22 protein-coding genes and 1 tRNA gene are annotated in these 23506 nt (G+C 65.8%); 11 read left to right on the plus strand and 12 right to left on the minus strand.

What is annotated here, in order from left to right; all coding sequences use genetic code 11:
• Window positions 1-3 precede the first annotated feature (3 nt).
• Entirely contained in the window at window positions 4-870 is an 867-nt protein-coding gene (locus tag EGT29_RS07330) for a CAP domain-containing protein (RefSeq protein ID WP_161567727.1), read from the minus strand.
• A 341-nt stretch (window positions 871-1211) separates the two neighbouring features.
• Here EGT29_RS07330 and EGT29_RS07335 point away from each other — a divergent pair, with 341 nt between their 5' ends.
• The 4 genes from EGT29_RS07335 (at window position 1212) to EGT29_RS07350 (ending at window position 5684) form a co-directional block, all read left to right on the plus strand.
• Window positions 1212-1403 (plus strand): YqaE/Pmp3 family membrane protein, encoded by a 192-nt coding sequence (locus EGT29_RS07335; RefSeq protein WP_124688403.1) that lies wholly within the window; start codon window positions 1212-1214, stop codon window positions 1401-1403.
• Between the two features lie 165 nt (window positions 1404-1568).
• Window positions 1569-4184 (plus strand): alanine--tRNA ligase, encoded by a 2616-nt coding sequence (alaS, locus tag EGT29_RS07340; RefSeq protein ID WP_124688404.1) that lies wholly within the window; start codon window positions 1569-1571, stop codon window positions 4182-4184.
• A 23-nt stretch (window positions 4185-4207) separates the two neighbouring features.
• Window positions 4208-4450, plus strand: a complete 243-nt coding sequence (locus EGT29_RS07345; RefSeq protein WP_370282847.1) for a sulfurtransferase TusA family protein — start codon at window positions 4208-4210, stop codon at window positions 4448-4450.
• 109 nt (window positions 4451-4559) lie between these two features.
• Window positions 4560-5684, plus strand: coding sequence for an SGNH/GDSL hydrolase family protein (locus EGT29_RS07350; protein WP_124688405.1), 1125 nt, complete (start codon window positions 4560-4562; stop codon window positions 5682-5684).
• Window positions 5685-5733: 49 nt separating this feature from the next.
• On the opposite strand, the gene EGT29_RS07355 is transcribed toward EGT29_RS07350, so the two are convergent.
• The 6 genes from EGT29_RS07355 to EGT29_RS07380 all read right to left on the minus strand — a co-directional run bounded on the left by EGT29_RS07355 (window position 5734) and on the right by EGT29_RS07380 (window position 11522).
• Window positions 5734-6003 (minus strand): BrnA antitoxin family protein, encoded by a 270-nt coding sequence (locus EGT29_RS07355; protein WP_124688406.1) that lies wholly within the window; start codon window positions 6001-6003, stop codon window positions 5734-5736.
• Window positions 5954-6193: a BrnT family toxin gene (locus tag EGT29_RS07360; RefSeq protein WP_124688407.1), complete on the minus strand. Its 240-nt coding sequence runs from the start codon at window positions 6191-6193 to the stop codon at window positions 5954-5956. The genes EGT29_RS07355 and EGT29_RS07360 overlap by 50 nt, the downstream gene beginning before the upstream one ends.
• A 19-nt stretch (window positions 6194-6212) precedes the next feature.
• Window positions 6213-9062, minus strand: a complete 2850-nt coding sequence (locus tag EGT29_RS07365) for a valine--tRNA ligase (protein WP_124688408.1) — start codon at window positions 9060-9062, stop codon at window positions 6213-6215.
• A 105-nt stretch (window positions 9063-9167) separates the two neighbouring features.
• Window positions 9168-9563: a hypothetical protein gene (locus EGT29_RS07370; protein ID WP_124688409.1), complete on the minus strand. Its 396-nt coding sequence runs from the start codon at window positions 9561-9563 to the stop codon at window positions 9168-9170.
• Between the two features lie 6 nt (window positions 9564-9569).
• The gene (locus EGT29_RS07375) at window positions 9570-10001 is read right to left on the minus strand and encodes a DNA polymerase III subunit chi (protein ID WP_124688410.1); all 432 of its coding nucleotides are present in this window, start codon (window positions 9999-10001) and stop codon (window positions 9570-9572) included.
• Between the two features lie 12 nt (window positions 10002-10013).
• Window positions 10014-11522 carry a leucyl aminopeptidase gene (locus EGT29_RS07380; RefSeq protein ID WP_124688411.1) on the minus strand — a complete coding sequence of 503 codons (1509 nt, stop codon included), beginning with the start codon at window positions 11520-11522 and terminating at the stop codon, window positions 10014-10016.
• A gap of 76 nt (window positions 11523-11598) precedes the next feature.
• Here EGT29_RS07380 and lptF point away from each other — a divergent pair, with 76 nt between their 5' ends.
• The 3 genes from lptF (at window position 11599) to EGT29_RS07395 (ending at window position 14300) form a co-directional block, all read left to right on the plus strand.
• Entirely contained in the window at window positions 11599-12678 is a 1080-nt protein-coding gene (gene lptF, locus EGT29_RS07385; protein ID WP_124688412.1) for an LPS export ABC transporter permease LptF, read from the plus strand.
• A gap of 160 nt (window positions 12679-12838) precedes the next feature.
• Complete coding sequence (locus tag EGT29_RS07390; RefSeq protein ID WP_124688413.1) at window positions 12839-13786, plus strand: CysB family HTH-type transcriptional regulator; 948 nt, start codon at window positions 12839-12841, stop codon at window positions 13784-13786.
• Window positions 13787-13913: 127 nt separating this feature from the next.
• Window positions 13914-14300: a DUF2325 domain-containing protein gene (locus tag EGT29_RS07395; RefSeq protein WP_370282850.1), complete on the plus strand. Its 387-nt coding sequence runs from the start codon at window positions 13914-13916 to the stop codon at window positions 14298-14300.
• Here the strand turns inward: EGT29_RS07395 and EGT29_RS07400 are convergent.
• Window positions 14254-14982 carry a C40 family peptidase gene (locus tag EGT29_RS07400; protein WP_370282852.1) on the minus strand — a complete coding sequence of 243 codons (729 nt, stop codon included), beginning with the start codon at window positions 14980-14982 and terminating at the stop codon, window positions 14254-14256. The genes EGT29_RS07395 and EGT29_RS07400 overlap by 47 nt on opposite strands.
• 157 nt (window positions 14983-15139) lie before the next feature.
• On the opposite strand from EGT29_RS07400, the gene EGT29_RS07405 reads away from it, so the two are divergent.
• Entirely contained in the window at window positions 15140-15547 is a 408-nt protein-coding gene (locus EGT29_RS07405; protein WP_124688415.1) for a heme-binding protein, read from the plus strand.
• A 38-nt stretch (window positions 15548-15585) separates the two neighbouring features.
• Window positions 15586-16896, plus strand: a complete 1311-nt coding sequence (locus EGT29_RS07410; RefSeq protein ID WP_124692256.1) for an MFS transporter — start codon at window positions 15586-15588, stop codon at window positions 16894-16896.
• Here EGT29_RS07410 and EGT29_RS07415 read toward each other — a convergent pair.
• From EGT29_RS07415 to EGT29_RS07425, 3 genes are all read right to left on the minus strand, one after another.
• Window positions 16877-17134: a hypothetical protein gene (locus EGT29_RS07415; protein WP_124688416.1), complete on the minus strand. Its 258-nt coding sequence runs from the start codon at window positions 17132-17134 to the stop codon at window positions 16877-16879. The genes EGT29_RS07410 and EGT29_RS07415 overlap by 20 nt on opposite strands.
• Window positions 17135-17487: 353 nt before the next feature.
• Window positions 17488-18999, minus strand: a complete 1512-nt coding sequence (locus tag EGT29_RS07420; protein ID WP_124688417.1) for a fumarate hydratase — start codon at window positions 18997-18999, stop codon at window positions 17488-17490.
• Between the two features lie 67 nt (window positions 19000-19066).
• Window positions 19067-19705, minus strand: a complete 639-nt coding sequence (locus tag EGT29_RS07425; protein WP_238160320.1) for a YqhA family protein — start codon at window positions 19703-19705, stop codon at window positions 19067-19069.
• Between the two features lie 160 nt (window positions 19706-19865).
• Between EGT29_RS07425 and acs the strand changes: the two genes are divergently transcribed.
• On the plus strand, window positions 19866-21845 hold the full coding sequence (gene acs / locus EGT29_RS07430) for an acetate--CoA ligase (RefSeq protein WP_124688418.1): 1980 nt from the start codon (window positions 19866-19868) through the stop codon (window positions 21843-21845).
• 423 nt (window positions 21846-22268) lie between these two features.
• A tRNA-Ser gene (locus EGT29_RS07435) sits at window positions 22269-22358 on the plus strand.
• 79 nt (window positions 22359-22437) lie between these two features.
• Here the strand turns inward: EGT29_RS07435 and arsB are convergent.
• Complete coding sequence (arsB, locus tag EGT29_RS07440) at window positions 22438-23505, minus strand: ACR3 family arsenite efflux transporter (protein ID WP_124688419.1); 1068 nt, start codon at window positions 23503-23505, stop codon at window positions 22438-22440.
• Window position 23506: the final 1 nt, after the last annotated feature.

Here is a 23506-nt window from a genome sequence, read left to right on the forward strand (position 1 = left end):
CTATTAGTTTGAGTTCCGGGTTGTGAAGCTCCATGCATTGCTCAGGCTTTCACCCGCCTGAGTTGCCTCGATCTGGACCAAATAGTTCTTACCGGGTTGAAGTGCTTCAACAGGCAGCAAGAAGATGCAGCCTTGATATACCGAAGCGGGTGTTAACTGTGGGTCCACGACGACGTCTGCCTCGATATCCTTATCGACCTGCACGACTTCATTCTTGAGGAGCCTTAGTGGAACGCTGACGCTTGTACCCTCCTCCTGGAGGGAAACTAAAGAAACATGTAATGGGGCGAAGTGCCCAACTGCGCCGCAAAACATAATAGGGGTGCCGGCAAGAGATAGATCAGGCGCAGGGTTCGGAGATTCATTGGAGGGAACAAAGCTCGGATTAATATTCGTCTGCTCCGCCGCCGGCCAGTGCCATGTCAATGCCGTGGTGAGCAAGCCGCTGCTGGACGATCCCAGGGTAATGCTTGTGCTTGACAGATGCGCCGGCGTTGTTGTCGTGTCGACCCCTATGCCAACTTGATTGGCCCGTGGGTCGAGCAGGGCGTGTAAATGATAGACCGACAGGAGTAGTGATTCGATTGCTTCAATACCTGGCTGGGTGTAGCTGATGACTTCTCCTACGGTATTTCCGACATATCCCTGCGCTATCGCTCTTTCTATGGGTCCGGTGCCTGTAAACCCAGGTTTATTCGGATCCTCTCCATGCCCCACCACATAATTCCTGACCTGATACGTCGCATGCGCCTGCGCGGCCGCATCCAACTGAGCATTCTGTTTCACGGCGCTGACCCCCGCCGCCAGGCGGGCTTCGTTCAGTCGCGTGAACGCGGCCAGCTTGTCGCCCGTATGGCTGGACGTGGGCATGTCGGTGATCGGCCTGCTGGTTTCCTGGCCGGGAGGCGGTGCAGGCGGGGCAGGGGGGGAGGATCCTCCGCCGTCGCCTCCGCCGCCGCAGGCGGCCAGCATGACAGTCAGGGGAAGCGCGCAAATGAGGCCGGGGAGGGCCCCTGGCCCGATGGGTCGTGCGGGATGTTTCATGGCAAGCCTTGATGCGATGCCGCCTGGAATTCCCGAGGCGGCGGATGAACCCCTAGCAGGGGGATATCCGGTCTAACGGGTCCCTGGCCCGGCGCAAGATGCGGGGCTCCACGTACGTGCTTGCCGTAGCGATAGAATGTCCGCGTTACTGTTTCCTGTCTGTCACCATGCGTCTGCTTCTCGCGCTTCTCCTGCCCTGGCTCCAGTTCTTCACCATCGGCCGCCCCTTCGCCGGCATCTTCTGCCTGATCCTGCAATTGACGCTGATCGGCTGGATCCCGGCCGCGATCTGGTCGGTCTACGCGCTCAGCCAGTACAAGACCGACCAAAAGATCAAGAAGGCCATGGTCGGCCGGTAGCCGTCCCCCCGGTGTCCGCCGGTTCCGCGGTCCGCCCCCGTTTTCCTGGCTCCTGCCCGGAGGCGCACCCTCGCGCCGCCGTCCCTCTATAATTGACGATTCGATAGTTATCCGGGGATGCAAACGGGTGCAGTTGGCGATTCATCCCCCTACCTGCGTGCAGCGATGAAATCCGCCGAGATCCGTCAGAAATTCCTTCAGTTCTTCGAGTCCAAGGGCCACACCGTGGTGCCGTCCTCGTCGTTGGTGCCGGCCAATGACCCGACCCTGCTCTTCACCAATTCGGGCATGGTCCAGTTCAAGGACGTGTTCCTGGGCAACGAAGTGCGCCCCTACAAGCGCGCGACCTCGTCGCAGCGCAGCGTGCGCGCCGGCGGCAAGCACAATGATCTGGAAAACGTGGGCTACACGGCCCGGCACCATACGTTTTTCGAGATGCTGGGCAATTTCAGCTTCGGCGACTATTTCAAGCGCGACGCCATCCACTACGCCTGGGAGCTGCTGACCACGGTCTACAAGCTGCCCAAGGAAAAGCTGTGGGTCACGGTCTACCAGGAAGACGACGAGGCCTACGGCATCTGGCAGAACGAGATCGGCGTGCCGGTCGAGCGCATCGTCCGCATCGGCGACAACAAGGGTGCGCGCTACGCCTCCGATAATTTCTGGCAGATGGCGGACACGGGCCCCTGCGGTCCGTGCTCGGAAATCTTCTACGACCACGGCCCCGGGATCTGGGGCGGCCCCCCGGGATCGCCCGAGGAAGACGGCGACCGCTACATCGAGATCTGGAACCTGGTGTTCATGCAGTTCGACCGCGACGCGTCGGGCACCATGAACCCGCTGCCCAAGCCCTGCGTGGACACGGGCATGGGCCTGGAGCGGATCGCCGCGGTGCTGCAGCACGTGCATTCGAACTATGAAATCGACCTGTTCCAGAACCTGATCAAGGCCGCGGCGCGCGAAACCGGCTGTGCCGACCTGGCGAACAATTCGCTGAAGGTGATCGCCGACCATATCCGCGCCTGCTCGTTCCTGATCGTGGACGGCGTGATCCCGGGCAACGAAGGCCGCGGCTACGTGCTGCGCCGTATCATCCGCCGCGCGCTGCGCCATGGCTACAAGCTGGGCCAGACCAAGCCGTTCTTCCACCGCATCGTCAAGGATCTGGTGGCCGAGATGGGCGAGGCTTATCCCGAGCTGGCCAAGGCCGAGGCACGGGTGGAGCAGGTGCTGCGCCAGGAGGAAGAGCGTTTCGGGGAAACGCTGGAACACGGCATGAAGATCCTGGACGGCGCGCTGGCCGCGCTGAAGCCGGGCGCCGCGCTGGACGGCGAGACGCTGTTCAACCTGTACGACACCTACGGCTTCCCCGTGGACCTGACGGCCGATATCTGCCGCGAGCGCAACGTGGACGTGGACATGGCCGGTTTCGAGGCCGCGATGACCCGCCAGCGCGAGCAGGCCCGCGCCGCCGGCAAGTTCAAGATGGCCGCCGGCCTGTCGTACGACGGCGCCAAGACGGTGTTCGAGGGCTACACGCACCTGGCCGCGCAAGGCAAGGTCACGGCCCTGTATGTGGATGGCGCCTCGGTGCCGCGCATCGAGGCCGGCCAGGCCGCGGTGGTGGTGCTGGACCGCACGCCGTTCTACGCCGAGTCGGGCGGGCAGGTGGGCGATGCCGGCGTGCTGGTGCAGGGCGCGGTGCGTTTCGACGTGGAAGACACCCAGAAGATCCAGTCCGACGTGTTCGGCCATCATGGCAAGCTGGTGTCGGGTTCGCTGGCGGTGGGTGACACGGTCGATGCCCAGGTGGATGAAGTCCGCCGCGCGCGCACGATGCGCAACCACTCGGCCACCCATCTGATGCACAAGGCGCTGCGCCAGGTGCTGGGCGAGCACGTGCAGCAGAAGGGCTCGCTGGTCGATCCGGACAAGACCCGCTTCGATTTCGCGCACGACGCGCCCATGAACGCGGACCAGATCGCTCAGGTGGAAGCCATCGTCAACCGCGAGGTGCTGGGCAATACGCCGGTGCAGGCGCAGTTGATGGCCTACGACGATGCCGTCAAGGGCGGCGCGATGGCGCTGTTCGGCGAAAAATACGGCGACGAAGTGCGCGTGCTGGACATCGGCTTCTCGCGCGAACTGTGCGGCGGCACGCACGTGGGCCGCACGGGCGACATCGGCCTGTTCAAGATCGTGAGCGAAGGCGGCGTGGCCGCCGGCGTGCGCCGGGTCGAGGCCATTACCGGCGACAACAGCCTGTCCTATCTGCAGAACCTGAACGCCACGCTGGCCTCGGCCGCGGGCGCGCTGAAGGTGCAGCCGGGCGACCTGCCGGCGCGCATCGGCCAGGTGCAGGACCAGTTGAAGAGCCTGGAAAAGGAAATCGCCCAGCTCAAGAGCAAGCTGGCCAGCAGCGCCGGCAATGACCTGGCGGCCTCGGCGGTCGAGGTCAAGGGCGTGAAGGTGCTGGCCGCCAAGCTGGACGGCGTCGATCCCAAGTCGCTGCGCGAGACCGTGGATCAGCTCAAGAACAAGCTGAAGTCCGCCGCCATCGTGCTGGCCGCCGTCGACGGCGGCAAGGTCAGCCTGGTGGCCGGAGCCACGGCCGACGTGTCCGGCAAGGTCAAGGCGGGCGACCTGGTCAATTTCGTGGCCCAGCAGGTGGGCGGGAAGGGCGGCGGCCGGCCGGACATGGCGATGGCCGGCGGCACGGATCCCTCGGGTCTGCCGCAGGCGCTCGCCAGTGTGCAGGGCTGGGTCGAGGGCCGCCTGTGAGCGGCGTGGCGGGAGAAGGCGTGATGAATACCGAACCGGTGGCGTTCGACCTCGAGGTGGATGCCAAGGGACTCAAATGTCCCTTGCCCATCCTGCGTGCCAAGAAGGCGCTGGCGACGCTCGAGAGCGGTCAGGTGCTGAAGGTCGTGGCCACCGACAAGGGGTCGGTGCGCGATTTCCAGGCCTTTTCCAAACAGACCGGCAACGAGCTGCTGGCGCAGGAAGACGACGGCGAAGTATTCGTCCACTACATGAAACGTCGCTGACAGATCGCGCGAGGTTTTGCCCGCCGGGCGGCACTGAACCTGCCGCCCGGCGGCGAGTCATACCGCAGCCGGCGTCCGCTGGCGCAACCGTTCCCCCAAGGTGACCCCCATGCGGCTACCGTCCTTGCGTTGGCTTCTGGTCCTGGCGCTGCTCGTCGTGGGCGGCTTGGCGGCGCTGGCCGTACGCGACCGCGCCGCGCGTCCGGTCGTGACCGGGCCGATCAGCGCCATCGTGTCCTTCGGCGACAGCCTGAGCGATGTCGGCACCTACAATCCCGGAGCGGCCTATCCCGACCCGGCCACGCGCAGCGCGACGGGACAGCGTTTCACGACCAAGCCTGGGGAGGTCTGGGTGGAGGTGGTGGCCGACGCGCTGGGCCTGCCGGTCAAGCCCAATCAGCAGGTCGATTTCGGCCCGCTCGGGCAGGGCGGCCGCATCGTGGACCTGGGCGGCAACGGCTATGCGCAGGGCGGCGCCCATATCGAGACCGACGCCGAGACGGCGCCGGCCCCGGACGGCATCCCGGCCGATGGCGGGCTCCAGGGCGAGACCGCCATTTCCATCAAGACCCAGATCGACCGCTACCTGGCCGAGCACAAAGGTTTCGACGGGACGGAACTGGTGCTGGTGCAGGGCGGGGGCAACGATTTCCTCGATGCCTTCCAGGCTCTGGGGGAAACCGAGCCCGAACCCGCTTCCGATGCCGACGACCAACTGGAGGCACTGGTACGGGCCAAGGCGGCCGCCATGGTGACTCAGCTCAAGCGGCTGGCCGCGGCCGGCGCCAAGCGGATCGTATACGTCAACCTTCCCGACCTGGGCATGCTGCCTTTTATCCGCAATACCGAGTTGGAGGACATGGCTACCGACGTGTCCGAAGGCTACAACGAACTCGTGGCCGGGGAGCTGTCGGGAACGGGCGTGCAGGTGTTCGACCTGGCCGGCCTGATCGACGCTGCCGTCGACGATCCCGCCGCGGTGGGCCTGACCGTGACCGACAAGCCCGCCTGCACCAACTACGATGCGTCGCAGGGTGAGGTGGACGCGTTGCTGTGTACCCCCGCCACGCTGGTGGAGCCGGATGCCGACCAGCATTATCTGTTCGCGGACTCCATGCATCCGACCACGGCCGGGCACCGGCTATGGGGCGAGAAAGTGGCGGCGTTCATCCATGATCGCTTTGGCGCGGTGGTCAAGCCGATACGCGTGGCCAGGGAGACGACGGCTCGCTGAGCCTGCCTGGGACCCCTGGCGGCAGAGGAGGGCGCAGGGGCCAAGGACATCATATTCTCTGGGCTTTCGGCGCATGCTGGCGCAGCGACGCCACCATGCGAGTCTGCCACCCTGGACCCGTGCGTTTCCATTGATCCAGCACGTCAGGGGGAAGCCTCAGGCTGATGGCCACTGTGGCAGCGGCCGATTTCGGGCGCCCCCGCCTGAGCACCTTGTTGCCATCGCGCAGTTCCGCCCGTTCGAACCATTCGTCCGGAAGTTCAGGGGCATCATCGGGGTCGACCCACTTGCTCCCAGTATCTTTTCTGTTCCCGTTCATTGGCTTTCCTGAAACTGATGATGCGTCGGCTGTTGCCGCGCAGTGTCCAGACGGCGACTACGAGGCGTTCGTCCAGGAGGCCGAGCGTGATGTACCGGCATTCGCGATGACAGATTGGTCCGCCGCTGAACCCAGAGCTTCTTGTTTCGAGCGCAATGAAAAAAACGACCCAGTGGGTCGCTTTTTTCATGCTCGGCGCTGAGGCCGGTCTACCCCAGTTTCACCCGCTGCTCCCGCACCTTGTCCAGCGTGTCGCTGAATTGGGCCAGCCGGGCGCGTTCCTGCTCCACCACCGCGGGCGGAGCGCGATCGACGAAGCTGGCATTGCCGAGCTTGCCGTTGGCCTTGGCGATCTCGCCTTCCAGGCGGGCGATTTCCTTGTCCAGCCGGACCTTCTCGGCGGCCACGTCGACCTCGATGTGCAGCATCAGGTGGGCGTCGCCCACTACCTGCACGGGGGCGCCGACGACGTCGGGCAGTTGGTCGACCACCTTGACCTCGGTCAGCCGGGCCAGGGCGGCCAGGTAGGGCGCATTGCGTTCCAGTGCGGCGCGGTTGCCGGTGGCGTTCAGCGGCGCCTTCTGCGAGGGCGGCACGTTCATTTCGCCGCGCAGCGCGCGCACGGCGTCGACCTGGGCCTTGAGCTCGGCCATCGCGGCTTCGGCGGCCTCGTCGATTTTCCCGGCCTGCGCGGCGGGATAGGGTTGCACGCCCACGCTGGTGGATTCGTCGGCACGGCGCTTGCCGGCCGCCACCGAGACCTTCTGCCAGAGTTCTTCCGTGATGAACGGGATGACGGGGTGGGCCAGCCGAAGCACGGTTTCCAGTACCCGGATCAGGGTCTGGCGGGTGCCGCGCTGTTCGGCCTCATTGCCGTTCTGCAGCTGGACCTTGGCCAGTTCCAGGTACCAGTCGCAGTATTCGTCCCAGACGAAGCGATACAGCGCGGTGGAGATGTTGTCGAAGCGGTAGTCGTCGAAGCCCTTGGCGACCTCGGCTTCGGTGCGCTGCAGCTGGCTGATGATCCACTTGTCGAATACCGACAGTTCCACCGTGGCGCCGGCCTGCACGCCGCAGTCCTTGCCTTCGACGTTCATCAGCACGAAGCGGGTGGCGTTCCACAGCTTGTTGCAGAAGTTGCGGTAGCCTTCGCAGCGCTTCAGGTCGAAGTTGATGTTGCGGCCCAGCGTGGCGTAGGCGGCCATGGTGAAGCGCAGTGCGTCGGCGCCGAAGGCCGGAATCCCCTCGGGAAATTCCTTGCGGGTCTTCTTGGCGATGCTTTCGGCCTGTTTGGGGTTCATCAGGCCGGTGGTGCGCTTGGCCAGGAGGCCGTCCAGGCCGATGCCGTCGATCAGGTCGACCGGATCCAGGGTGTTGCCCTTGGATTTGCTCATCTTCTGGCCTTCGGCGTCGCGGATCAGGCCATGCATGTAGACATGCCTGAACGGGACCTGGCCGGTGAAATGGGTGGTCATCATGACCATCCGGGCGACCCAGAAGAAGATGATGTCGAAGCCGGTGACCAGCACGGACGAGGGCAGGTAGCGCGCCAGGTCGGGCGTCTGTTCGGGCCAGCCCAGCGTGGTGAACGGCACCAGCGCCGACGAGAACCAGGTGTCCAGCACGTCCGGATCGCGGGTAAGCGCGCCGGTGTAGCCGGCGGCCGCGGCCTTGTCGCGGGCTTCCTGTTCGCTCCTGGCCACGAAGATGCGGCCGTCGTCGGCGTACCAGGCGGGAATCTGGTGGCCCCACCACAGTTGGCGCGAGATGCACCAGTCCTGGATGTTGTTGAGCCACTGGTTGTAGGTGGTGGTCCAGTTCTCGGGGTAGAACTTGACGCGGCCGTCGGCCACCACGTCCAGCGCCACCTGGGTGATCGACTTGCCGGGATGGTGGGTGCCCTCGGGCGCCGGCTTGCTCATGGCGACGAACCACTGGTCGGTCAGCATGGGTTCGATGATGGCGTTGGTGCGGTCGCCGCGCGGCACCATCAGCTTGTGCTTCTTGACCTCGGCCAGCAGGCCCTGGGCGTCGAGGTCGGCGACGATGCGGGTGCGGGCCTCGAAACGGTCCAGCCCGCGGTAGGTCTCGGGCGCCTCGTCGTTGATGCGGCCATCCAGCGTCAGGACGGAAATCATGGGCAGGCCGTGGCGCTGGCCCACCGCATAGTCATTGAAATCGTGCGCGGGTGTGACCTTGACCGCGCCGGTGCCGAATTCGCGGTCGACGTAGTCGTCGGCGATGACGGGAATCAGGCGGCCGGTCAGCGGCAGGCGGACCTGCTTGCCGATCAGGGCCTGGTAGCGTTCGTCCTCGGGGTGGACCATGACGGCGACGTCGCCCAGCATGGTTTCGGGACGGGTCGTGGCCACGACGATGGCGGCATCGCTGCCGTCCACCGGGTAGCGGATGTGCCACAGGTGGCCGTCTTCTTCCTCGCTGACCACTTCCAGGTCGCTGACGGCGGTCAGCAGCTTGGGGTCCCAGTTGACCAGCCGCTTGCCCCGATAGATCAGGCCCTGCTCGTACAGCCGCGTGAAGACCTCGGCCACGCCGCGCGACATGTCCTCGTTCATGGTGAAGTATTCGCGCGTCCAGTCGGGCGAGGTGCCCAGCCGGCGCATCTGGCCGGTGATGGTGCCGCCGGAGTGCTGCTTCCACTCCCAGACCTTCTCGACGAACTTGTCGCGGCCCAGGTCGTGGCGGCTGATCTTCTGCGCGTCGAGCTGGCGCTCGACCACGATCTGCGTGGCGATGCCGGCGTGGTCGGTGCCCGGCACCCACAGCGTGTCGAACCCGCGCATGCGGTGGTAGCGCGTCAGGCCATCCATGATGGTCTGGTTGAAGGCGTGGCCCATGTGCAGCGTGCCCGTCACGTTGGGCGGCGGCAACTGGACGGTGAAGGCCTGGCCGTTGTCGGGGCCCTGGACGTGTACCCCGGCCTTGAAGTCCCCCCGTTGTTCCCACAGCGGATACCAGCGCGCCTCGATGGCGGCCGGCTCGAAGCTCTTGGGCAGTTCGTCGGTCTCGGTCTGAGATTGGGGAGAGGCTGAGGTCATCGGTGTTCCGGAAATACGTCGGTCGGGCGCGCGGCGGTGCGCCGCAGGCGCCAAACCCATGATTTTAGTGGATTCTGCGGCGGCTGGCGGCCGCCCGCCGGGGCGTCAGCGCGGGGGAAGGGGCTTGCTCTGGACGGCCGCGCGCCGGATCAGTTCTTTCTGGACGGCCTCGTCCACCAGCCGGCCGAGTTCCTCGCGCAGGTTGTAGGCGATGTCTTCCAGGGCGCGGGCGGCCGCCACTTCCAGCGAGGCCCGCATGCGCGTCTTCAGCAAGGGCTCCACCCGGTCGAGCAGGTCCTGCAGGATGGCGGCGCGCAGGGTCTCGATGCCGTCCTCGTCATGCGGCCTTGGCGCGGGGGCGGCCGGCGCCGCCGGGGCGGGCCAGGAGGGGGAAGGCTGCGGGGGCGCCGCTTCGGCCTTACGGACCGGCTGCGGCAGGTCCAGGACTTCGGTCAGGAGCGGGATGCCCGCATCGTCGCGCGGAGGGAAAGGGGCTTGCATATCGGCTCAGGGCATCTGGTGGCGCGACACGTCGTGCCGCACGATGTTGTGGCCGCATTCCTGGTAGAAGCGCCAGCGCGCCCGCGCCGCCTCGCGGTCGGCGGGATCGTTGGTGACGACCTCGATGACGCGCTGGAAGCGGGTGTAGATGGGCGGCCAGGTGTCGTCCAGGTTCAGCAGCCAGTCGTGGTGGGGCGTGGGCGCGTCCGAGGCGGTCAGCACGACGGGGGTGTCGGCCGCCAGCGGATCGTTGACGCGGACGTGGGGGATGAAGGAGATGTCGTCCAGCGCCCAGAGCATCTGATCGAAGGCGTTCAGGCGCCCCGTGTCGCGGCAGTACACCACCAGCCGGTGGCCCGCCTGGTGGCGGCGGGTGGCGATCTGGCAGGCGGTGCGCAGCCGGTCGGGGGCGCTGAAGGCGAAGTCGATTTCGGTCATGGGCGGACGGCGTCAGACCAGGGACAGCAGGTATTGCGTCAGCAGCGGAACGGGGCGGCCGGTGGCGCCCTTGTCCTTGCCGCTGCGCCAGGCCGTGCCGGCGATGTCCAGGTGCGCCCAGCGGTAGCCCTTGGCGTAGCGCGACAGGAAGCACGCGGCGGTGACGGCGCCGGCCGGCGGGCCGCCGATGTTGGCCATGTCGGCGAAGTTGGACTTGAGCTGTTCCTGGTAGTCGTCGTCCAGCGGGAGGCGCCACACCGGGTCCAGCGCCTGGCGCGACAGGCTGGTCAGGGTGTCGGCCAGCGCGTCGTCGTGGGTGAAGAGGCCGGTGTTGATGTGGCCCAGCGCCGTGACGCAGGCGCCGGTCAGCGTGGCGATGTCGATGACGGTGGAGGGCTTGAAGCGTTCCACGTAGGTCAGGGCGTCGCACAGGATCAGCCGGCCCTCGGCGTCGGTGTTCAGGATCTCGACCGTCTGGCCGGACATGGTGGTGACCACGTCGCCCGGCTTGTTGGCGCGGCCGCTGGGCAGGTTCTCGCATGCGGGCACGACGCCGATCACGTCCAGCGGCAGGCCCAGCTCGGCCACGGTGCGCAGCGTGCCGAACACGCTGGCAGCGCCGCACATGTCGTATTTCATTTCGTCCATGCCGGCGGCCGGCTTGAGCGAGATGCCGCCCGCATCGAACGTGATGCCCTTGCCGACCAGCACGACCGGGCCGTTGGCGCCCGCCTTGCCGCGCCCCGCGGGTTTCTGCCTGGCGCCTTCGTAGCGCAGCACGATGAACTTCGGCGGTTCGTAGGATCCGCGCGCCACCGACAGGAAGGAGCCCATCTTCAGCGCCTCGATCTGCTTGCGGTCCAGCACCTCGATCTTGAGCTTGTGCGACTTGCCCAGCTTCTTGGCGGTCTCGCCCAGGTAGGTGGGGGTGCAGACGTTGCCGGGCAGGTTGCCCAGGTCGCGCGCGAGCGACATGCCGTTGGCGATGGCGCTGCCTTCGCGCAGGCCGGCCTCGGCCTCCTTGGCCTCGGACCGCTCGACCGCGAGGACCAGGCGCGCCAGCTTGGGGCGGCTGACGGCGTCGCGCTTGCCGAAGGTGGCGTCGAAGCGGTAGGTGACGTCGCCCGCCGCGATCGCGGCCAGCCGCGCGCGGGTGCGGACGTCGGCCGACTGCATGGGAACGGCGGCCAGCGCCGACACGGTCTCGGTCACGCCCAGCGCCGCGACGGCGGCGAGCGCGGCGCGATGGGCGGCGGCCAGCGCCTTGGGCGACAAGGCCTCCTGCGAGCCCAGTCCGGCCAGCACGACCCGCTGGGCCGCCACGCCGGGCAGGGACCTCAGCACCAGCGTTTCGCCCGTCTTGCCCTTGAAGTCGGCCTTGACGGCGGCGCGCACCGCGCCCTTGGCCGCCCGATCGACGGCATCGGCCGCCTGCGTCAGCACGCCGTCGGCATGCACGCCGACCACCAGCGCGGCGGTCTTGATTTTCTCGGGGGCGGAGGTCTGTGTGCTAAAGTCCATGCGCGATTCTTCCTGTATGTAGTCGCGAGATTGTCAATTATCCCGCAGATGCGGGCCCCTCGCACAGGCCAGTACCGTGTCCCTGTTCCAGCGCTCCGTCAAAGACGAACTGACCAGCCATGCCAGCGTCGTATTTTCCACGCTCGTGGTCGTGTGGATCAGCGTGCTGCTGGTGCGCCTGCTGGGCGAAGCGGCGGCCGGCCGCATCGGCGCCGACGTGGTCACGGGCATCGCCGCGTTCTCGTCCATCAACGCCCTACCCACCATCATCGCGGTCTCGGTGTTCATCGCCGTGCTGACCACGGTCACCCGTAATTACCGCGAATCCGAGATGGTGGTCTGGTTCTCCAGCGGCCTGAGCCTGGCCGATTGGTTCAAGCCGATTCTCCGCTTCGCCATCCCGTCGGCGGTGCTGATCGCGACGCTGACCCTGGCGGCCTCGCCCTGGGCCCAGAAACAGATCGCCGAGTACCGCCAGCGCTACGAACAGCGTTCCGACGTCTCCAAGGTCGCGCCGGGCCAGTTCCTCGAGTCCAGCGGGATCGACCGCGTGTTCTACGTGGAGTCCGCCAACGACGCCGTGGACCGGGTCAACAATGTGTTCGCGCGCTGGATAGAGAACGGCCGGCTGAACGTGCTGGTGTCGGGCGGGGGCATGCTCGAGGACCAGCCCAACGGCGACCGCTTCATGGTCCTGGAGTCCGGCCATCGCTACGAGTTCGTGCCGGGCACCCCGCAGTTCCGGCTGATGAGCTTCGAGAAATACGGCGTGCGTATGGAAAGCAAGGGGCCGCCTTCCTCGGACGACCTGTCCACCAAGGCGCGCTCGACCATGCAGTTGCTGCGCGAGGGCGGGCAGGGCGCCGCCGGCGAATTGCTGTGGCGCGTCAGCATGCCGCTGCTGGCCATCAACCTGGCGCTGCTGGCCATTCCGCTGGGCGCGGTGAACCCGCGGCTGGGCCGCTCGGGCGACGTCGTGATCGCGCTGCTGGTGGCCCTGTTCTACCTGAACATGGTCAACCTGGCCAAGGCCTGGGTGAACAACGGCAGGGTGGACTTCTTCGTCGCCCTGGTGGGCCTGCACGGCGCCGTTGCCGCGCTGACGGCGCTCCTGATGTATTTCCGTCTCAGGGTGAGGGCGCCGAAACGGTCCTAGAGCAGGGCCCGGCATGGCGGCAGTGCGGCCGCCATGCTGCGAAATCCGACTATGCTAATTACTAAATATAATAAATAGCTTGTCGTATATTACATTATGATCTATGGGTTGCCACGACCCTACGTCCGGGTTGGATGGCAGATCCATAGTGAACCGCACCATGAACCTGCAGCAATTCAAATTCGTCCGGGAAACCGTGCGCCGCGACTTCAACCTGACCGAAGCCGCGAGAATGCTCTACACGTCCCAGCCGGGGGTGTCCAAGGCCATCATCGAACTGGAAGACGAACTCGGCGTGAAGATCTTCGAGCGCCACGGCAAGCGCATCAAGGGCCTGACCAAGCCCGGCCTGGCCGTTTCGCAGATCGTCGACCGCATCATGCGCGAGGTCGACAACCTCAAGAAGGTCAGCGATGAATACGCCCGGCGAGACGAGGGCGGCCTGACCATCGCCTGCACGCACACCCAGGCCCGCTACGCCCTGCCGCAGGTCATTCCCGCCTTCCGCAAGCTGTTTCCCAAGGTCCACCTGTCGCTGATCCAGGGCAGCCCGGGCCAGTTGGCCGACATGGTGCTGAACGAGCAGGCCGACCTGGCGGTCGCGACCGAGGCGCTGGCGCTGACGCCCGGCATGGTCACGCTGCCCTGCTATACCTGGGAGCACGTGGTGGTGGTCACCCCTGACCACCCCCTGGCCCAGCTGACGTCGTCCCAGGCCAAGAAACTGACGCTGGAGCAGCTCGCGCAGTATCCCGTCATCACCTATGACCGCGCTTTCGCCGGCCGCAGCGCGATCGACCAGGCCTTCGGTTCGCAGGACGTCCATCCGGACTTCGTGCTCGAGGCCATCGACGCCGACGTCATCAAGACCTACGTGGAACTGGGGCTGGGGATAGGGATCATCGCCGGAGTCGCCTACGACCCCAGGCGCGATACCGGACTGGTGGGGCTTCCCGTGGGGCGGCTGTTCGGCATGCATACCAGCCGCATAGGCGTGAAGTCCGGCACCTTCCTTCGGGACTACGTCTACACCTTCGTCGAATTGCTGGCGCCCAGCCTGACGCGCGAGGTGGTCCAGAATGCGATCAAGCCCTCGGACCAGGCCTGACAGAGTTTTCCTATCTCCGACGCGATGTCGATCAGCTTAATCAAATGAGAATTCATATCATTCTTGTTGACTCTATAACGAGAATGATTATCATTTGTCGAAAGCAATCGACATCACGGAGATCGTCATGGCAGTCAGCGCAGTCGTGGTCGGGGCCGACCGGCTAGGCAACATCCCGGACCTGCTCAAGGGCCACAACATCGCCATCACCCACCACATCAGCGGGCGTGATCCGGCGCACCAGAAGAAGACGCTGCAACTGCCGTCGGGCACGGAGTTGCTGATCCTGTTGACGGATTTCCTGGGCCACAACGTGATGAAGGCCTTCCGCCAGGCCGCCCAGCGCTCGGGCATACAGGTGGTGGCCTGCCGCCGATCGGTGTGTTCGATGCAGCAGGCGCTCGAGAACTGTGGGTTGTGCGGCGCGGAGGCGGGCGCGCCGTGCGCGCGCATCGCGCAGGAAGAGGTCAGCGTGAAGCTGATTCCGAGGAGGCCAGCCGGCGGGCGCCGTTGAATCGCTTCTTCCAGTAGGCGATGTCCATGCTTTCGACCCGCACGACCCCTCCCGACGAGGGGGAATGCACGAAGCGGCCGTCGCCCAGATAGATGCCCACGTGCGAGAACTTGCGGCGCAGGGTGTTGTAGAACACCAAATCGCCGGGTTGCAGGTCGCCGATGTCGATGGGGTCGCCCACCCGGCTGATTTCCTCGGCGCGGCGCGGCAGTTGCAGGCCCAGGACTTCGCGGCTGACGTAGGTCACCAGCCCGCTGCAATCGAAACCGGCCTCGGGCGACGAGCCGCCCAGGCGGTAGCGTACGCCCAGGTAGTTCAAGGCGTAGGCCGCCAGTTCGGCCTGGCCGCCCACGCCGGCGTCTGCCTTGTCGTCCTGCCATTGGCCCGACAGGATCTTTTCCGGATCCGGGGACTCACGGGACGGCAGGGAGGAAATGCTGTCTTTCCAGGACGGGATTGGATGGCTGGGAAGGCTGTAGCGCGCCACGCGCTTGGCGGGCGTGTCGACAGCGGCCGAGGAACCGTTCTGGGAGGGGGAGGGCGATTGCGTGGCGCACCCGGCCAGCACCGCGGATCCCACCAGCATGGCCAGCTTCCCGCCCGCTTTCCGGACCTTCGCCCCGCCGGCCGGGAATGGCGGCCGGGATGCAGGGAGGCGGAAGTGAAAGCGAGCCTTTTTCATTCGTATAGGGGGATGCTGGGCACAAGATGATACAAAAGTGGCGCTAAGATACCTCTTTGACGGCGCCCAGGTCAATGCACTTGTGCGTGCAAAGCTATAAATCCAGCATGGGGACGCCCTACAATCCCCGTTTTTCCCCCAACGAGGATTCCGCTCCATGAAGACCAAGCACGTCCTGACCGCCGACGACGTCAAGAAGATCCTGGCCGCCGCCGAAGCCGAGGCGCTCGCCAACAAGTGGGCCGTTTCCATCGCCGTGGTCGACGACGGCGGCCACCTGCTGGGCCTGCTGCGCCTGGACGGCGCGCCCGCCATCTCGGCCCACATCGCCCCTTCCAAGGCCCATACCGCTGCGCTGGGCCGCCGTGAATCCAAGGTCTACGAAGACGTCGTCAACAACGGCCGTACCTCGTTCCTGTCCGTGCCCACCATCCATGGCATGCTGGAAGGCGGCGTACCGGTCGTGGTCGAGGGCGAGACCATCGCCGCGGTTGGCGTATCCGGCGTGAAATCCAACGAAGACGCGCAGATCGCCCGCGCGGGCATCGCGGCGCTCGGCGTTTAAGCGCGCCAGCCGGATTGGCAGCCGTGTCCGGGCCGTCCATGCGCGGCGCCCTGAATCCGGGCGTACGCCGGCGCGAAGTCTTCGCCTGGGCATTTTATGATTTCGCCAACTCCGGCTATACGACGGTCGTCCTGACGGCCGTCTTCAACGCCTATTTCGTCGGCGTGGTGGCGGGCAATGCCCACTGGGCCACGCTGGCGTGGACGGCGACCCTGTCGCTGTCCTACCTGATCGTGATGCTGGCCATGCCGGGCCTGGGCGCCTGGGCCGATGCCCAGGCCGCCAAGAAACGGCTGCTGGCGGCCAGCACCGTGGGCTGCGTGGCGGCCACGGCGGCGCTGGCGCTTGCCGGGCCGGGCGGCTTCTGGATCGCGGTACCCGCGATCATCATCTCCAACGTCTGCTACAGCGTTGGTGAATCGGTCATTGCCGCCTTCCTGCCCGAACTCGCCCGGCCTCAGTACCTGGGCCGCGTATCCGGCTGGGGGTGGAGCTTCGGCTACGTGGGCGGCATGCTGACCCTGGGGTTGTCGCTGGCGGTCGTGATCGCGGCGCGGGCCGCGGGCCGGCCCGCCACCGACTTCGTGCCCTGGACCATGCTGGTCACCGCCGCGGTCTTCGCCGCCGCCGCCGTGCCGGTCTTCCTGTTCCTGCGCGAGCGCGCCCAGCCCGCCCGCGCACATGGCGAGCGGCCCGGCTTCACGCAGGTCATGCGCCAGCTCGCGGCCTCGTGGCGCGACTCGCGGGCCTTTCCCGATTTTCGCCGGCTGCTGATCTGCGGTGTCTTCTACCAGGCCGGCATCGCCGTCGTCATCACGCTGGCCGCCGTCTACGCCGAGCAGGTCATGCAATTCGGCCAGACCCAGATCATGACGCTGGTGTTCCTGGTCAACATCGCGGCCGCGGCCGGCGCCTTCGTCTTTGGTTTCGTCGAGGACCGCATCGGCCACCAGCGGGCCTTGGCCGCCACGCTGCTGGGCTGGATCGCGATGGTGCTGATTGCCTTTTTCGCCACCAGCCAGGGCGGCTTCTGGGTGGCCGCGACCATCGCGGGCCTGTGCATGGGGTCGAGCCAGAGCGCGGGGCGGGCGATGACCGGCGCCCTGGCCCCGGCCTCCCGCCTGGCCGAGTTCTTCGCGCTCTGGACCTTCGCCACCCGGCTCGCGTCCATCATCGGCCCGTTGACCTACGGCCTCGTGACCTGGGCCACCCAGGGCAACCACCGCCTGGGCATCCTGTCCACCGGACTGTTCTTCGTGATCGGGTTGGCGGTGCTGCGGCACGTCGACATGGCCCGCGGCGTGAGGCGGGGCCACGAGGCCGAAGGGCTCACGCCTTCAGGTAGTTGAGCAGGCCGAGCACCAGTGCGGTCGCCGGCACCGCCGAGGCGGCATACCACTTGACGTAACCGATTTCGCGCCCGACCGAATCGATCTTGGTGTCGAGCCGGCTTTCCATGGCGCGCATTTCGCCGCGCAGGGTTTCTAGGTTTGCTTCCACTTTGCGGTCGAGAGCATGTATGTCCCGCTGCAGGCTCTCGATATCCCGCCGCATACCTTCCTGCCCATAGTCGATTTTCGCATCCATAGCGGAGTCCATCGCGAGCACGACGGCCTTGGCGCGATCTTCAGATACGCCCACGGCTGTCGGGGAATTCCACCCCCTACCCGCTTACGCGGGCCCCCTCAAGGGGGCGAAACCAGCGGACTGGCAAAGCCAGATCCGCGGTTTCCTGGGGGAGGGGGCGACATTTGTGAAATGCTACACCGTTGCTACCGCTGGCAGCCAGTGAAGCCCCGTTGCCGCAACCCAAGACAACGCTACCAGACCCAGGATGCGGTGGATCCGGCTTTGCCGGTCCACCCGCATCGCCCCCTTGAGGGGGCGCCCGAAGGGCGTAGGGGGTGGGCTTCCCTTGCGCGCGTAAGCGCGTAGGGGGGTCAAGCCATTTCAGCGATCTTGACCTTCCAGGTCTTCGGTCCGGTTTCATGCACCGACGTGCCGTTGGAATCCACGGCCACGGTCACGGGCATGTCCTGCACGTCGAACTCATAGATGGCTTCCATGCCCAGGTCCTCGAAGCCCACGACCTTGGCGCCGCGGATGGCCTTGGACACCAGGTAGGCCGAACCGCCCACGGCCATCAGGTAGGCCGACTTGTGCTTGCGGATGGACTCGATGGCGACGGGGCCACGCTCGGCCTTGCCGATCATCGAGATCAGGCCGGTCTGCTCCAGCATCATGTCGGTGAACTTGTCCATGCGCGTGGCGGTGGTGGGGCCGGCCGGACCGACGACTTCGTCGCGCACCGGGTCGACCGGACCGACGTAGTAGATGACGCGGTTGGTGAAGTCCACCGGCAGCTTCTCGCCGCGCGACAGCATGTCCTGGATGCGCTTGTGCGCGGCGTCGCGGCCGGTCAGCATCTTGCCCGACAGCAGCAGGGTCTGGCCCGGCTGCCACGAGGCGACTTCTTCCTTGGTCAGCGTGTCCAGGTTGACGCGCGTGGACTTGTTGTAGTCGGGGGCCCAGTGAACGTCGGGCCACTCGTCCAGCGACGGCGGCGTCAGGATGGCCGCGCCCGAGCCGTCCAGCACGAAATGCGCGTGGCGGGTGGCGGCGCAGTTGGGGATCATGGCCACGGGCTTGGAGGCGGCGTGGGTCGGGAACATGCTGATCTTGACGTCCAGCACGGTCGTCAGACCGCCCAGGCCCTGGGCGCCGATGCCCAGCGCGTTGACCTTCTCGTACAGCTCGATGCGCAGCTCTTCGAGCTTGTTGCCGGGGCCGCGCTCGAGCAGTTCGTACATGTCGATGTCTTCCATCAGCGACTGCTTGGCCATCAGCATGGCCTTCTCGGCCGTGCCGCCGATGCCGATGCCCAGCATGCCCGGCGGGCACCAGCCGGCGCCCATCAGGGGCACGGTCTTGAGCACCCAGTCCACCAGCGAGTCGCTGGGGTTGAGCATGACGAACTTGGTCTTGTTCTCGGAGCCGCCGCCCTTGGCCGCGACCTGCACGTTCACGGTGTTGCCGGGAACCAGTTCCACGCTCAGCACACAGGGCGTGTTGTCGCGGGTGTTCTTGCGCTCGAACTGCGGATCGGCCAGCACCGAGGCGCGCAGCTTGTTGTCCGGGTTCAGGTAGCCGCGGCGCACGCCCTCGTCGCACAGCTCCTGCAGGGTGCGCCGGGTGTCGAAGCGCACGTCCATGCCGATCTTCATGAACACGTTGACGATGCCCGTGTCCTGGCAGATGGGGCGCTTGCCCTCGGCGCACATGCGCGAGTTGGTCAGGATCTGGGCGATCGCGTCCTTGGCCGCCGGATTCTGTTCGCGCTCGTAGGCGCGGGCCAGGTGGCGGATGTAGTCGACCGGGTGGTAGTAGCTGATGAACTGGATCGAGTCGGCGATCGACTGGATCAGGTCTTCTTCCTTGATGACGGTAGTCATGGGCGCTCCGAAAAGAGAAGGGTGGGGCGCTGGCATGCCGCCGCGCCAGGAGGTTGTGGCCGTGCTGTCAGTGTCCGTGGGCGTCCTGCTTGAGCATCGGCGCCATGAGGCGATCGCAATAGGCGATCGCCATCGCGGACAGCAGGAAGGCCAGGTGAATGCCGGTCTGCGCCAGGATGGTCTTGGCGTCGTAGTGCGCGGCGTTGATGAAGGTCTTCAGCAGATGTATGGACGAGATGCCGATGATGGCGGTGCCCAGCTTCACCTTCAGGACCGAGGCGTTGACGTGGGACAGCCATTCCGGCTGGTCGGGATGGCCCTCCAGGTGCAGCCGGGAGACGAAGGTCTCGTAGCCGCCCACGATCACCATGATGAGCAGATTGGAGATCATCACCACGTCGATCAGCCCCAGCACCACCAGCATGATGGTGGTCTCGGTCAGCTTGGTGGGCGGTGCGGCAGGCGCGGCGCCGGGCACGACCGGCATCACGGCCTCGGCTAGCATGGCAATGGCTTCCTTGTTGCCGAACGCCGCTTCGATCAGGTGCACCAGCTCGACCCAGAAATGGTAGACGTACACCCCCTGGGCGACGATCAGGCCGAGGTAGAGCGGCAACTGGAGCCACCGGCTCATGAAGATGAGCTTGGGCAGCGGACGCAGGGGTTCCGTCCGGGAAAGCCCCGGTGGCATGAGAGGGGAAGACATGTTTTCCAGGTAGGCTGGGGCGCGCAGAATGACGGTTTGGCGGGAATTGTATGCCAAGAGGGGAGCCCCCCATTTGTTGCGGTGCAGCGCGTATGGACCACCGGCTTTCGGTAACCTATGGGTATCCGCCCCTATCACTTCCATCAAAGGACGCAAGGCGATGTCTACCATCGATTCAGTGCTGACCGAGACACGCGTTTTCCAACCCTCCGCGGAGTTCGTCAAGCAGGCGAACGTTCCCGGCATGGCCGCCTATCAGGCCCTGTGCGACGAGGCCGAGCGCGACTTCGAGGGGTTCTGGGCGCGGCTGGCGCGTGAAACCCTGCAATGGAGCAAGCCGTTCACGCGGACGCTGGACGAGAGCAATGCCCCTTTCTACAAGTGGTTCGACGACGGCGAGCTGAACGTCTCGTACAACTGCCTGGACGTCAACCTGGCCAACGGCAACGCCGACAAGGTCGCCATCATCTTCGAGAGCGACGACGGCACCGTCACCCAGGTCACCTACCGCGAACTGCACGCCCGCGTGGGCCGCTTCGCCAATGGCATCAAGGCCTTGGGCTACAAGAAGGGCGACCGTTCCATCATCTACATGCCCATGTCCATCGAGGCCGTGGTCGCCATGCAGGCGTGCGCCCGCCTGGGCATTACCCACTCCGTGGTGTTCGGCGGCTTCTCGGCCAAGAGCCTGCAGGAGCGCATCGTCGACGTGGGCGCGACGCTGGTCATCACCGCCGACGAGCAGGTGCGCGGCGGCAAGACCATCCCGCTCAAGCCCGCGGTGGAAGAAGCCTTCGCCATGGGCGGCTGCGAGGCCGTCAAGAACGTCGTGGTCTACCGCCGCACCGGCGGCAAGGTGGCCTGGACCGAAGGCCGCGACCTGTGGATGCACGACGTGGAGAAGGGCCAGTCCGACCAGTGCGAGCCGGTCCAGGTCGAGGCCGAGCATCCGCTGTTCGTGCTCTACACCTCGGGCTCCACCGGCAAGCCCAAGGGCGTCCAGCATGCTTCGGCGGGCTACCTGCTGTGGGCCGCGCTGACCATGAAGTGGACCTTCGACCTCAAGCCGTCCGACGTCTACTGGTGCACGGCCGACGTGGGCTGGGTGACCGGCCATACCTATATCGCCTACGGCCCCCTGGCCGTGGGCGCGACCCAGATCGTGTTCGAGGGCGTGCCCACCTATCCGAACGCCGGCCGTTTCTGGGAAACCATCCAGAAGCACGGCTGCACCATCTTCTATACGGCGCCCACCGCCATCCGCTCGCTGATCAAGGCGGCCGAGGCCAGCCCCGACCATCATCCGAAGAAATACGACCTGTCCAGCCTGCGCGTCATCGGATCGGTGGGCGAGCCCATCAATCCGGAAGCCTGGATGTGGTACTACAACAATGTCGGCGGCGAACGGTGCCCGGTGGTCGACACCTGGTGGCAGACCGAGACCGGCGGGCACATGATCACCCCGCTGCCGGGGGCCACCGGCCTGAAGCCCGGCTCGTGCACGCTGCCGCTGCCGGGCATCATGGCCGCCATCGTGGACGAGACCGGCGAAGACGTCGAACTCGGCAAGGGTGGCTTCCTGGTGGTCAAGCGTCCATGGCCGGCCATGATCCGTACCATCTGGGGCGACCCCGAGCGCTTCAAGAAAAGCTACTACCCCGAGGAGCTGGGCGGTACCTGCTACCTGGCCGGCGACGGCGCCAATCGGGATACCGACGGCTACTTCTGGATCATGGGCCGCATCGACGACGTCCTGAACGTCTCGGGACACCGCCTGGGAACCATGGAAGTGGAATCGGCGCTGGTGGCCCACCCCATGGTGGCCGAGGCCGCCGTGGTGGGGCGCCCGGACGACCTGACCGGCGAGGCCGTGGTCGCCTTCGTGGTGCTCAAGCGGGCTCGGCCCGACGACGCCGAGGCTGCCGAGATCGCCAAGGAGCTGCGCAACTGGGTCGCCAAGGAAATCGGTCCCATCGCCAAGCCCAAGGAAATCCGCTTCGGCGACAACCTGCCCAAGACCCGCTCCGGCAAAATCATGCGCCGCCTGCTGCGTGTGGTCGCCAAGGGCGAATCGGTCACGCAGGACGTCTCCACACTGGAGAACCCGGCCATCCTGGAGCAATTGGGCAAGGCGCTCTGATTGCCGTAGAATGCACGGTTTTGGTGCATTTGTATCCAAAACCGTGGTGCGCACCGCACCATAATAGGGGTCAATCCCTAGTGTCACAGTCCAATTGCGGGCGCAGAATATCGTTATGCAGTGGAGGAGACAAAACCCCTGCAGTCTTTAGAAAAGCAAAACGCCCGCGCGGCCGACGACCTAGAGCGTCGGCCGCCGTGGCTATAAATGCAAGGCGCAGCGGTCTCCTCCATTCTCGCCAAATCGCTCGGTTTGGTGCCTGATCGATTCCCCTTGCTGGTTCGTTTCTGTGCGTCGCACGGTCTTGTGCATTGCAATGTGCCATCATGGACGCCATTGCTCGACCTTGTGATGGGGGCTTGGCTGCATGGCCTGCAATCTGGTATTATTGCGGGCTCTTCTGCCCAGGCTCCTGGGCAGCAAGGACAGGTGGCCGAGCGGTTGAAGGCGCACGCCTGGAACGCGTGTATATGTGAAAACGTATCGTGGGTTCGAATCCCACCCTGTCCGCCAAGGACACCGCAACGGATTGCCGCCGTTGCCCAGAAAGCCGCTTTCCCCTGGGAAAGCGGCTTTTTATTTGGTCCCGGGGTCAGGCACGCTCGTACCAGCCACGGGACCGGTTGACGACGCGCACCACCAGCAGCATGACCGGAACTTCGATCAGCACGCCTACCACGGTCGCCAGGGCAGCGCCGGACTGGAAGCCGAACAGGGCGATCGCGGCGGCCACGGCCAGCTCGAAGAAGTTCGATGCCCCAATGAGAGCGGAAGGGCAGGCGATGTCGTGTTTCTCGCCGACACGCCGGTTGAGCCAATAGGCCAGGCTGGCGTTGAAGAAGACCTGGATCAGGATGGGGACGGCCAGCATGGCGATGACCAGCGGTTGCTGGATGATGGCTTGGCCCTGGAACGCGAATAGCAGGACCAGCGTCAGCAGCAGGGCCGCGATGGACAGCGGGCCGATGCGGGCCATCGCGCGTTCGAAGGCGGCCTGCCCCCGCTTGAGCAGCCAGCGCCGCCAGAGCTGCGACAGGATGACGGGAATGACGATGTAGAGCACGACCGAGGCCAGCAAGGTATCCCACGGTACGGTGATGGACGAGATTCCCAGCAGCAGGCCGACGATGGGCGCGAAGGCAAACACCATGATGGCGTCGTTCAACGCGACTTGTGAAAGCGTGAATGCGGGATCGCCGCCGGTGAGCCGGCTCCAGACGAACACCATCGCGGTGCAGGGCGCGGCGGCCAGCAGGATCAAGCCGGCGATGTAGCTGTCGAGTTGGTCCTGCGGCAGCCAGGGAGCGAATACCTGCCGTACGAACAGCCAGCCCAGGAGCGCCATGGAAAAGGGCTTGACCGCCCAGTTGACGAACAGGGTGACGCCGATGCCGCGCCAGTGCCGGCGCACCTGGCCCAACGCGGCGAAATCCACCTTGATCAGCATCGGGATCACCATGATCCAGATGAGCAGGCCCACGGGCAGGTTGACCTGTGCGACTTCCATGCGGCCGATCACTTGGAAGATGTCGGGGGCGATCTGGCCGGCCGCGATGCCGACGGCGATGCACAGCAGCACCCAGACGGTCAGGTAACGCTCGAAAATGCTCATGGCGGGCGCGGGTGGGGCACACCCCAGTGCGGGATTCTGCGCAGACATG

Origin of the sequence: Pigmentiphaga sp. H8 (assembly GCF_003854895.1) — a bacterium.
Lineage (GTDB): Bacteria > Pseudomonadota > Gammaproteobacteria > Burkholderiales > Burkholderiaceae_B > Pigmentiphaga.

Excerpts from the sequence above, each read along its gene's own strand:
- EGT29_RS07390 (WP_124688413.1), top strand. The coding sequence starts at position 12,839 with ATGAACCTGCAGCAATTCAAATTCGTCCGGGAAACCGTGCGCCGCGAC.
- alaS (WP_124688404.1), top strand. The coding sequence starts at position 1,569 with ATGAAATCCGCCGAGATCCGTCAGAAATTCCTTCAGTTCTTCGAGTCC.
- EGT29_RS07345 (WP_370282847.1), top strand. The coding sequence starts at position 4,208 with ATGAATACCGAACCGGTGGCGTTCGACCTCGAGGTGGATGCCAAGGGA.
- EGT29_RS07420 (WP_124688417.1), bottom strand. The coding sequence starts at position 18,999 with ATGACTACCGTCATCAAGGAAGAAGACCTGATCCAGTCGATCGCCGAC.
- EGT29_RS07425 (WP_238160320.1), bottom strand. The coding sequence starts at position 19,705 with ATGTCTTCCCCTCTCATGCCACCGGGGCTTTCCCGGACGGAACCCCTG.
- EGT29_RS07395 (WP_370282850.1), top strand. The coding sequence starts at position 13,914 with ATGGCAGTCAGCGCAGTCGTGGTCGGGGCCGACCGGCTAGGCAACATC.
- EGT29_RS07350 (WP_124688405.1), top strand. The coding sequence starts at position 4,560 with ATGCGGCTACCGTCCTTGCGTTGGCTTCTGGTCCTGGCGCTGCTCGTC.
- EGT29_RS07405 (WP_124688415.1), top strand. The coding sequence starts at position 15,140 with ATGAAGACCAAGCACGTCCTGACCGCCGACGACGTCAAGAAGATCCTG.
- EGT29_RS07330 (WP_161567727.1), bottom strand. The coding sequence starts at position 870 with ATGCCCACGTCCAGCCATACGGGCGACAAGCTGGCCGCGTTCACGCGA.
- EGT29_RS07355 (WP_124688406.1), bottom strand. The coding sequence starts at position 6,003 with ATGAACGGGAACAGAAAAGATACTGGGAGCAAGTGGGTCGACCCCGAT.
- EGT29_RS07380 (WP_124688411.1), bottom strand. The coding sequence starts at position 11,522 with ATGGACTTTAGCACACAGACCTCCGCCCCCGAGAAAATCAAGACCGCC.
- EGT29_RS07360 (WP_124688407.1), bottom strand. The coding sequence starts at position 6,193 with ATGAAAAAAGCGACCCACTGGGTCGTTTTTTTCATTGCGCTCGAAACA.
- EGT29_RS07415 (WP_124688416.1), bottom strand. The coding sequence starts at position 17,134 with ATGGATGCGAAAATCGACTATGGGCAGGAAGGTATGCGGCGGGATATC.
- EGT29_RS07365 (WP_124688408.1), bottom strand. The coding sequence starts at position 9,062 with ATGACCTCAGCCTCTCCCCAATCTCAGACCGAGACCGACGAACTGCCC.
- EGT29_RS07410 (WP_124692256.1), top strand. The coding sequence starts at position 15,586 with ATGCGCGGCGCCCTGAATCCGGGCGTACGCCGGCGCGAAGTCTTCGCC.
- arsB (WP_124688419.1), bottom strand. The coding sequence starts at position 23,505 with ATGTCTGCGCAGAATCCCGCACTGGGGTGTGCCCCACCCGCGCCCGCC.
- EGT29_RS07375 (WP_124688410.1), bottom strand. The coding sequence starts at position 10,001 with ATGACCGAAATCGACTTCGCCTTCAGCGCCCCCGACCGGCTGCGCACC.
- EGT29_RS07335 (WP_124688403.1), top strand. The coding sequence starts at position 1,212 with ATGCGTCTGCTTCTCGCGCTTCTCCTGCCCTGGCTCCAGTTCTTCACC.
- acs (WP_124688418.1), top strand. The coding sequence starts at position 19,866 with ATGTCTACCATCGATTCAGTGCTGACCGAGACACGCGTTTTCCAACCC.
- EGT29_RS07370 (WP_124688409.1), bottom strand. The coding sequence starts at position 9,563 with ATGCAAGCCCCTTTCCCTCCGCGCGACGATGCGGGCATCCCGCTCCTG.
- EGT29_RS07400 (WP_370282852.1), bottom strand. The coding sequence starts at position 14,982 with ATGAAAAAGGCTCGCTTTCACTTCCGCCTCCCTGCATCCCGGCCGCCA.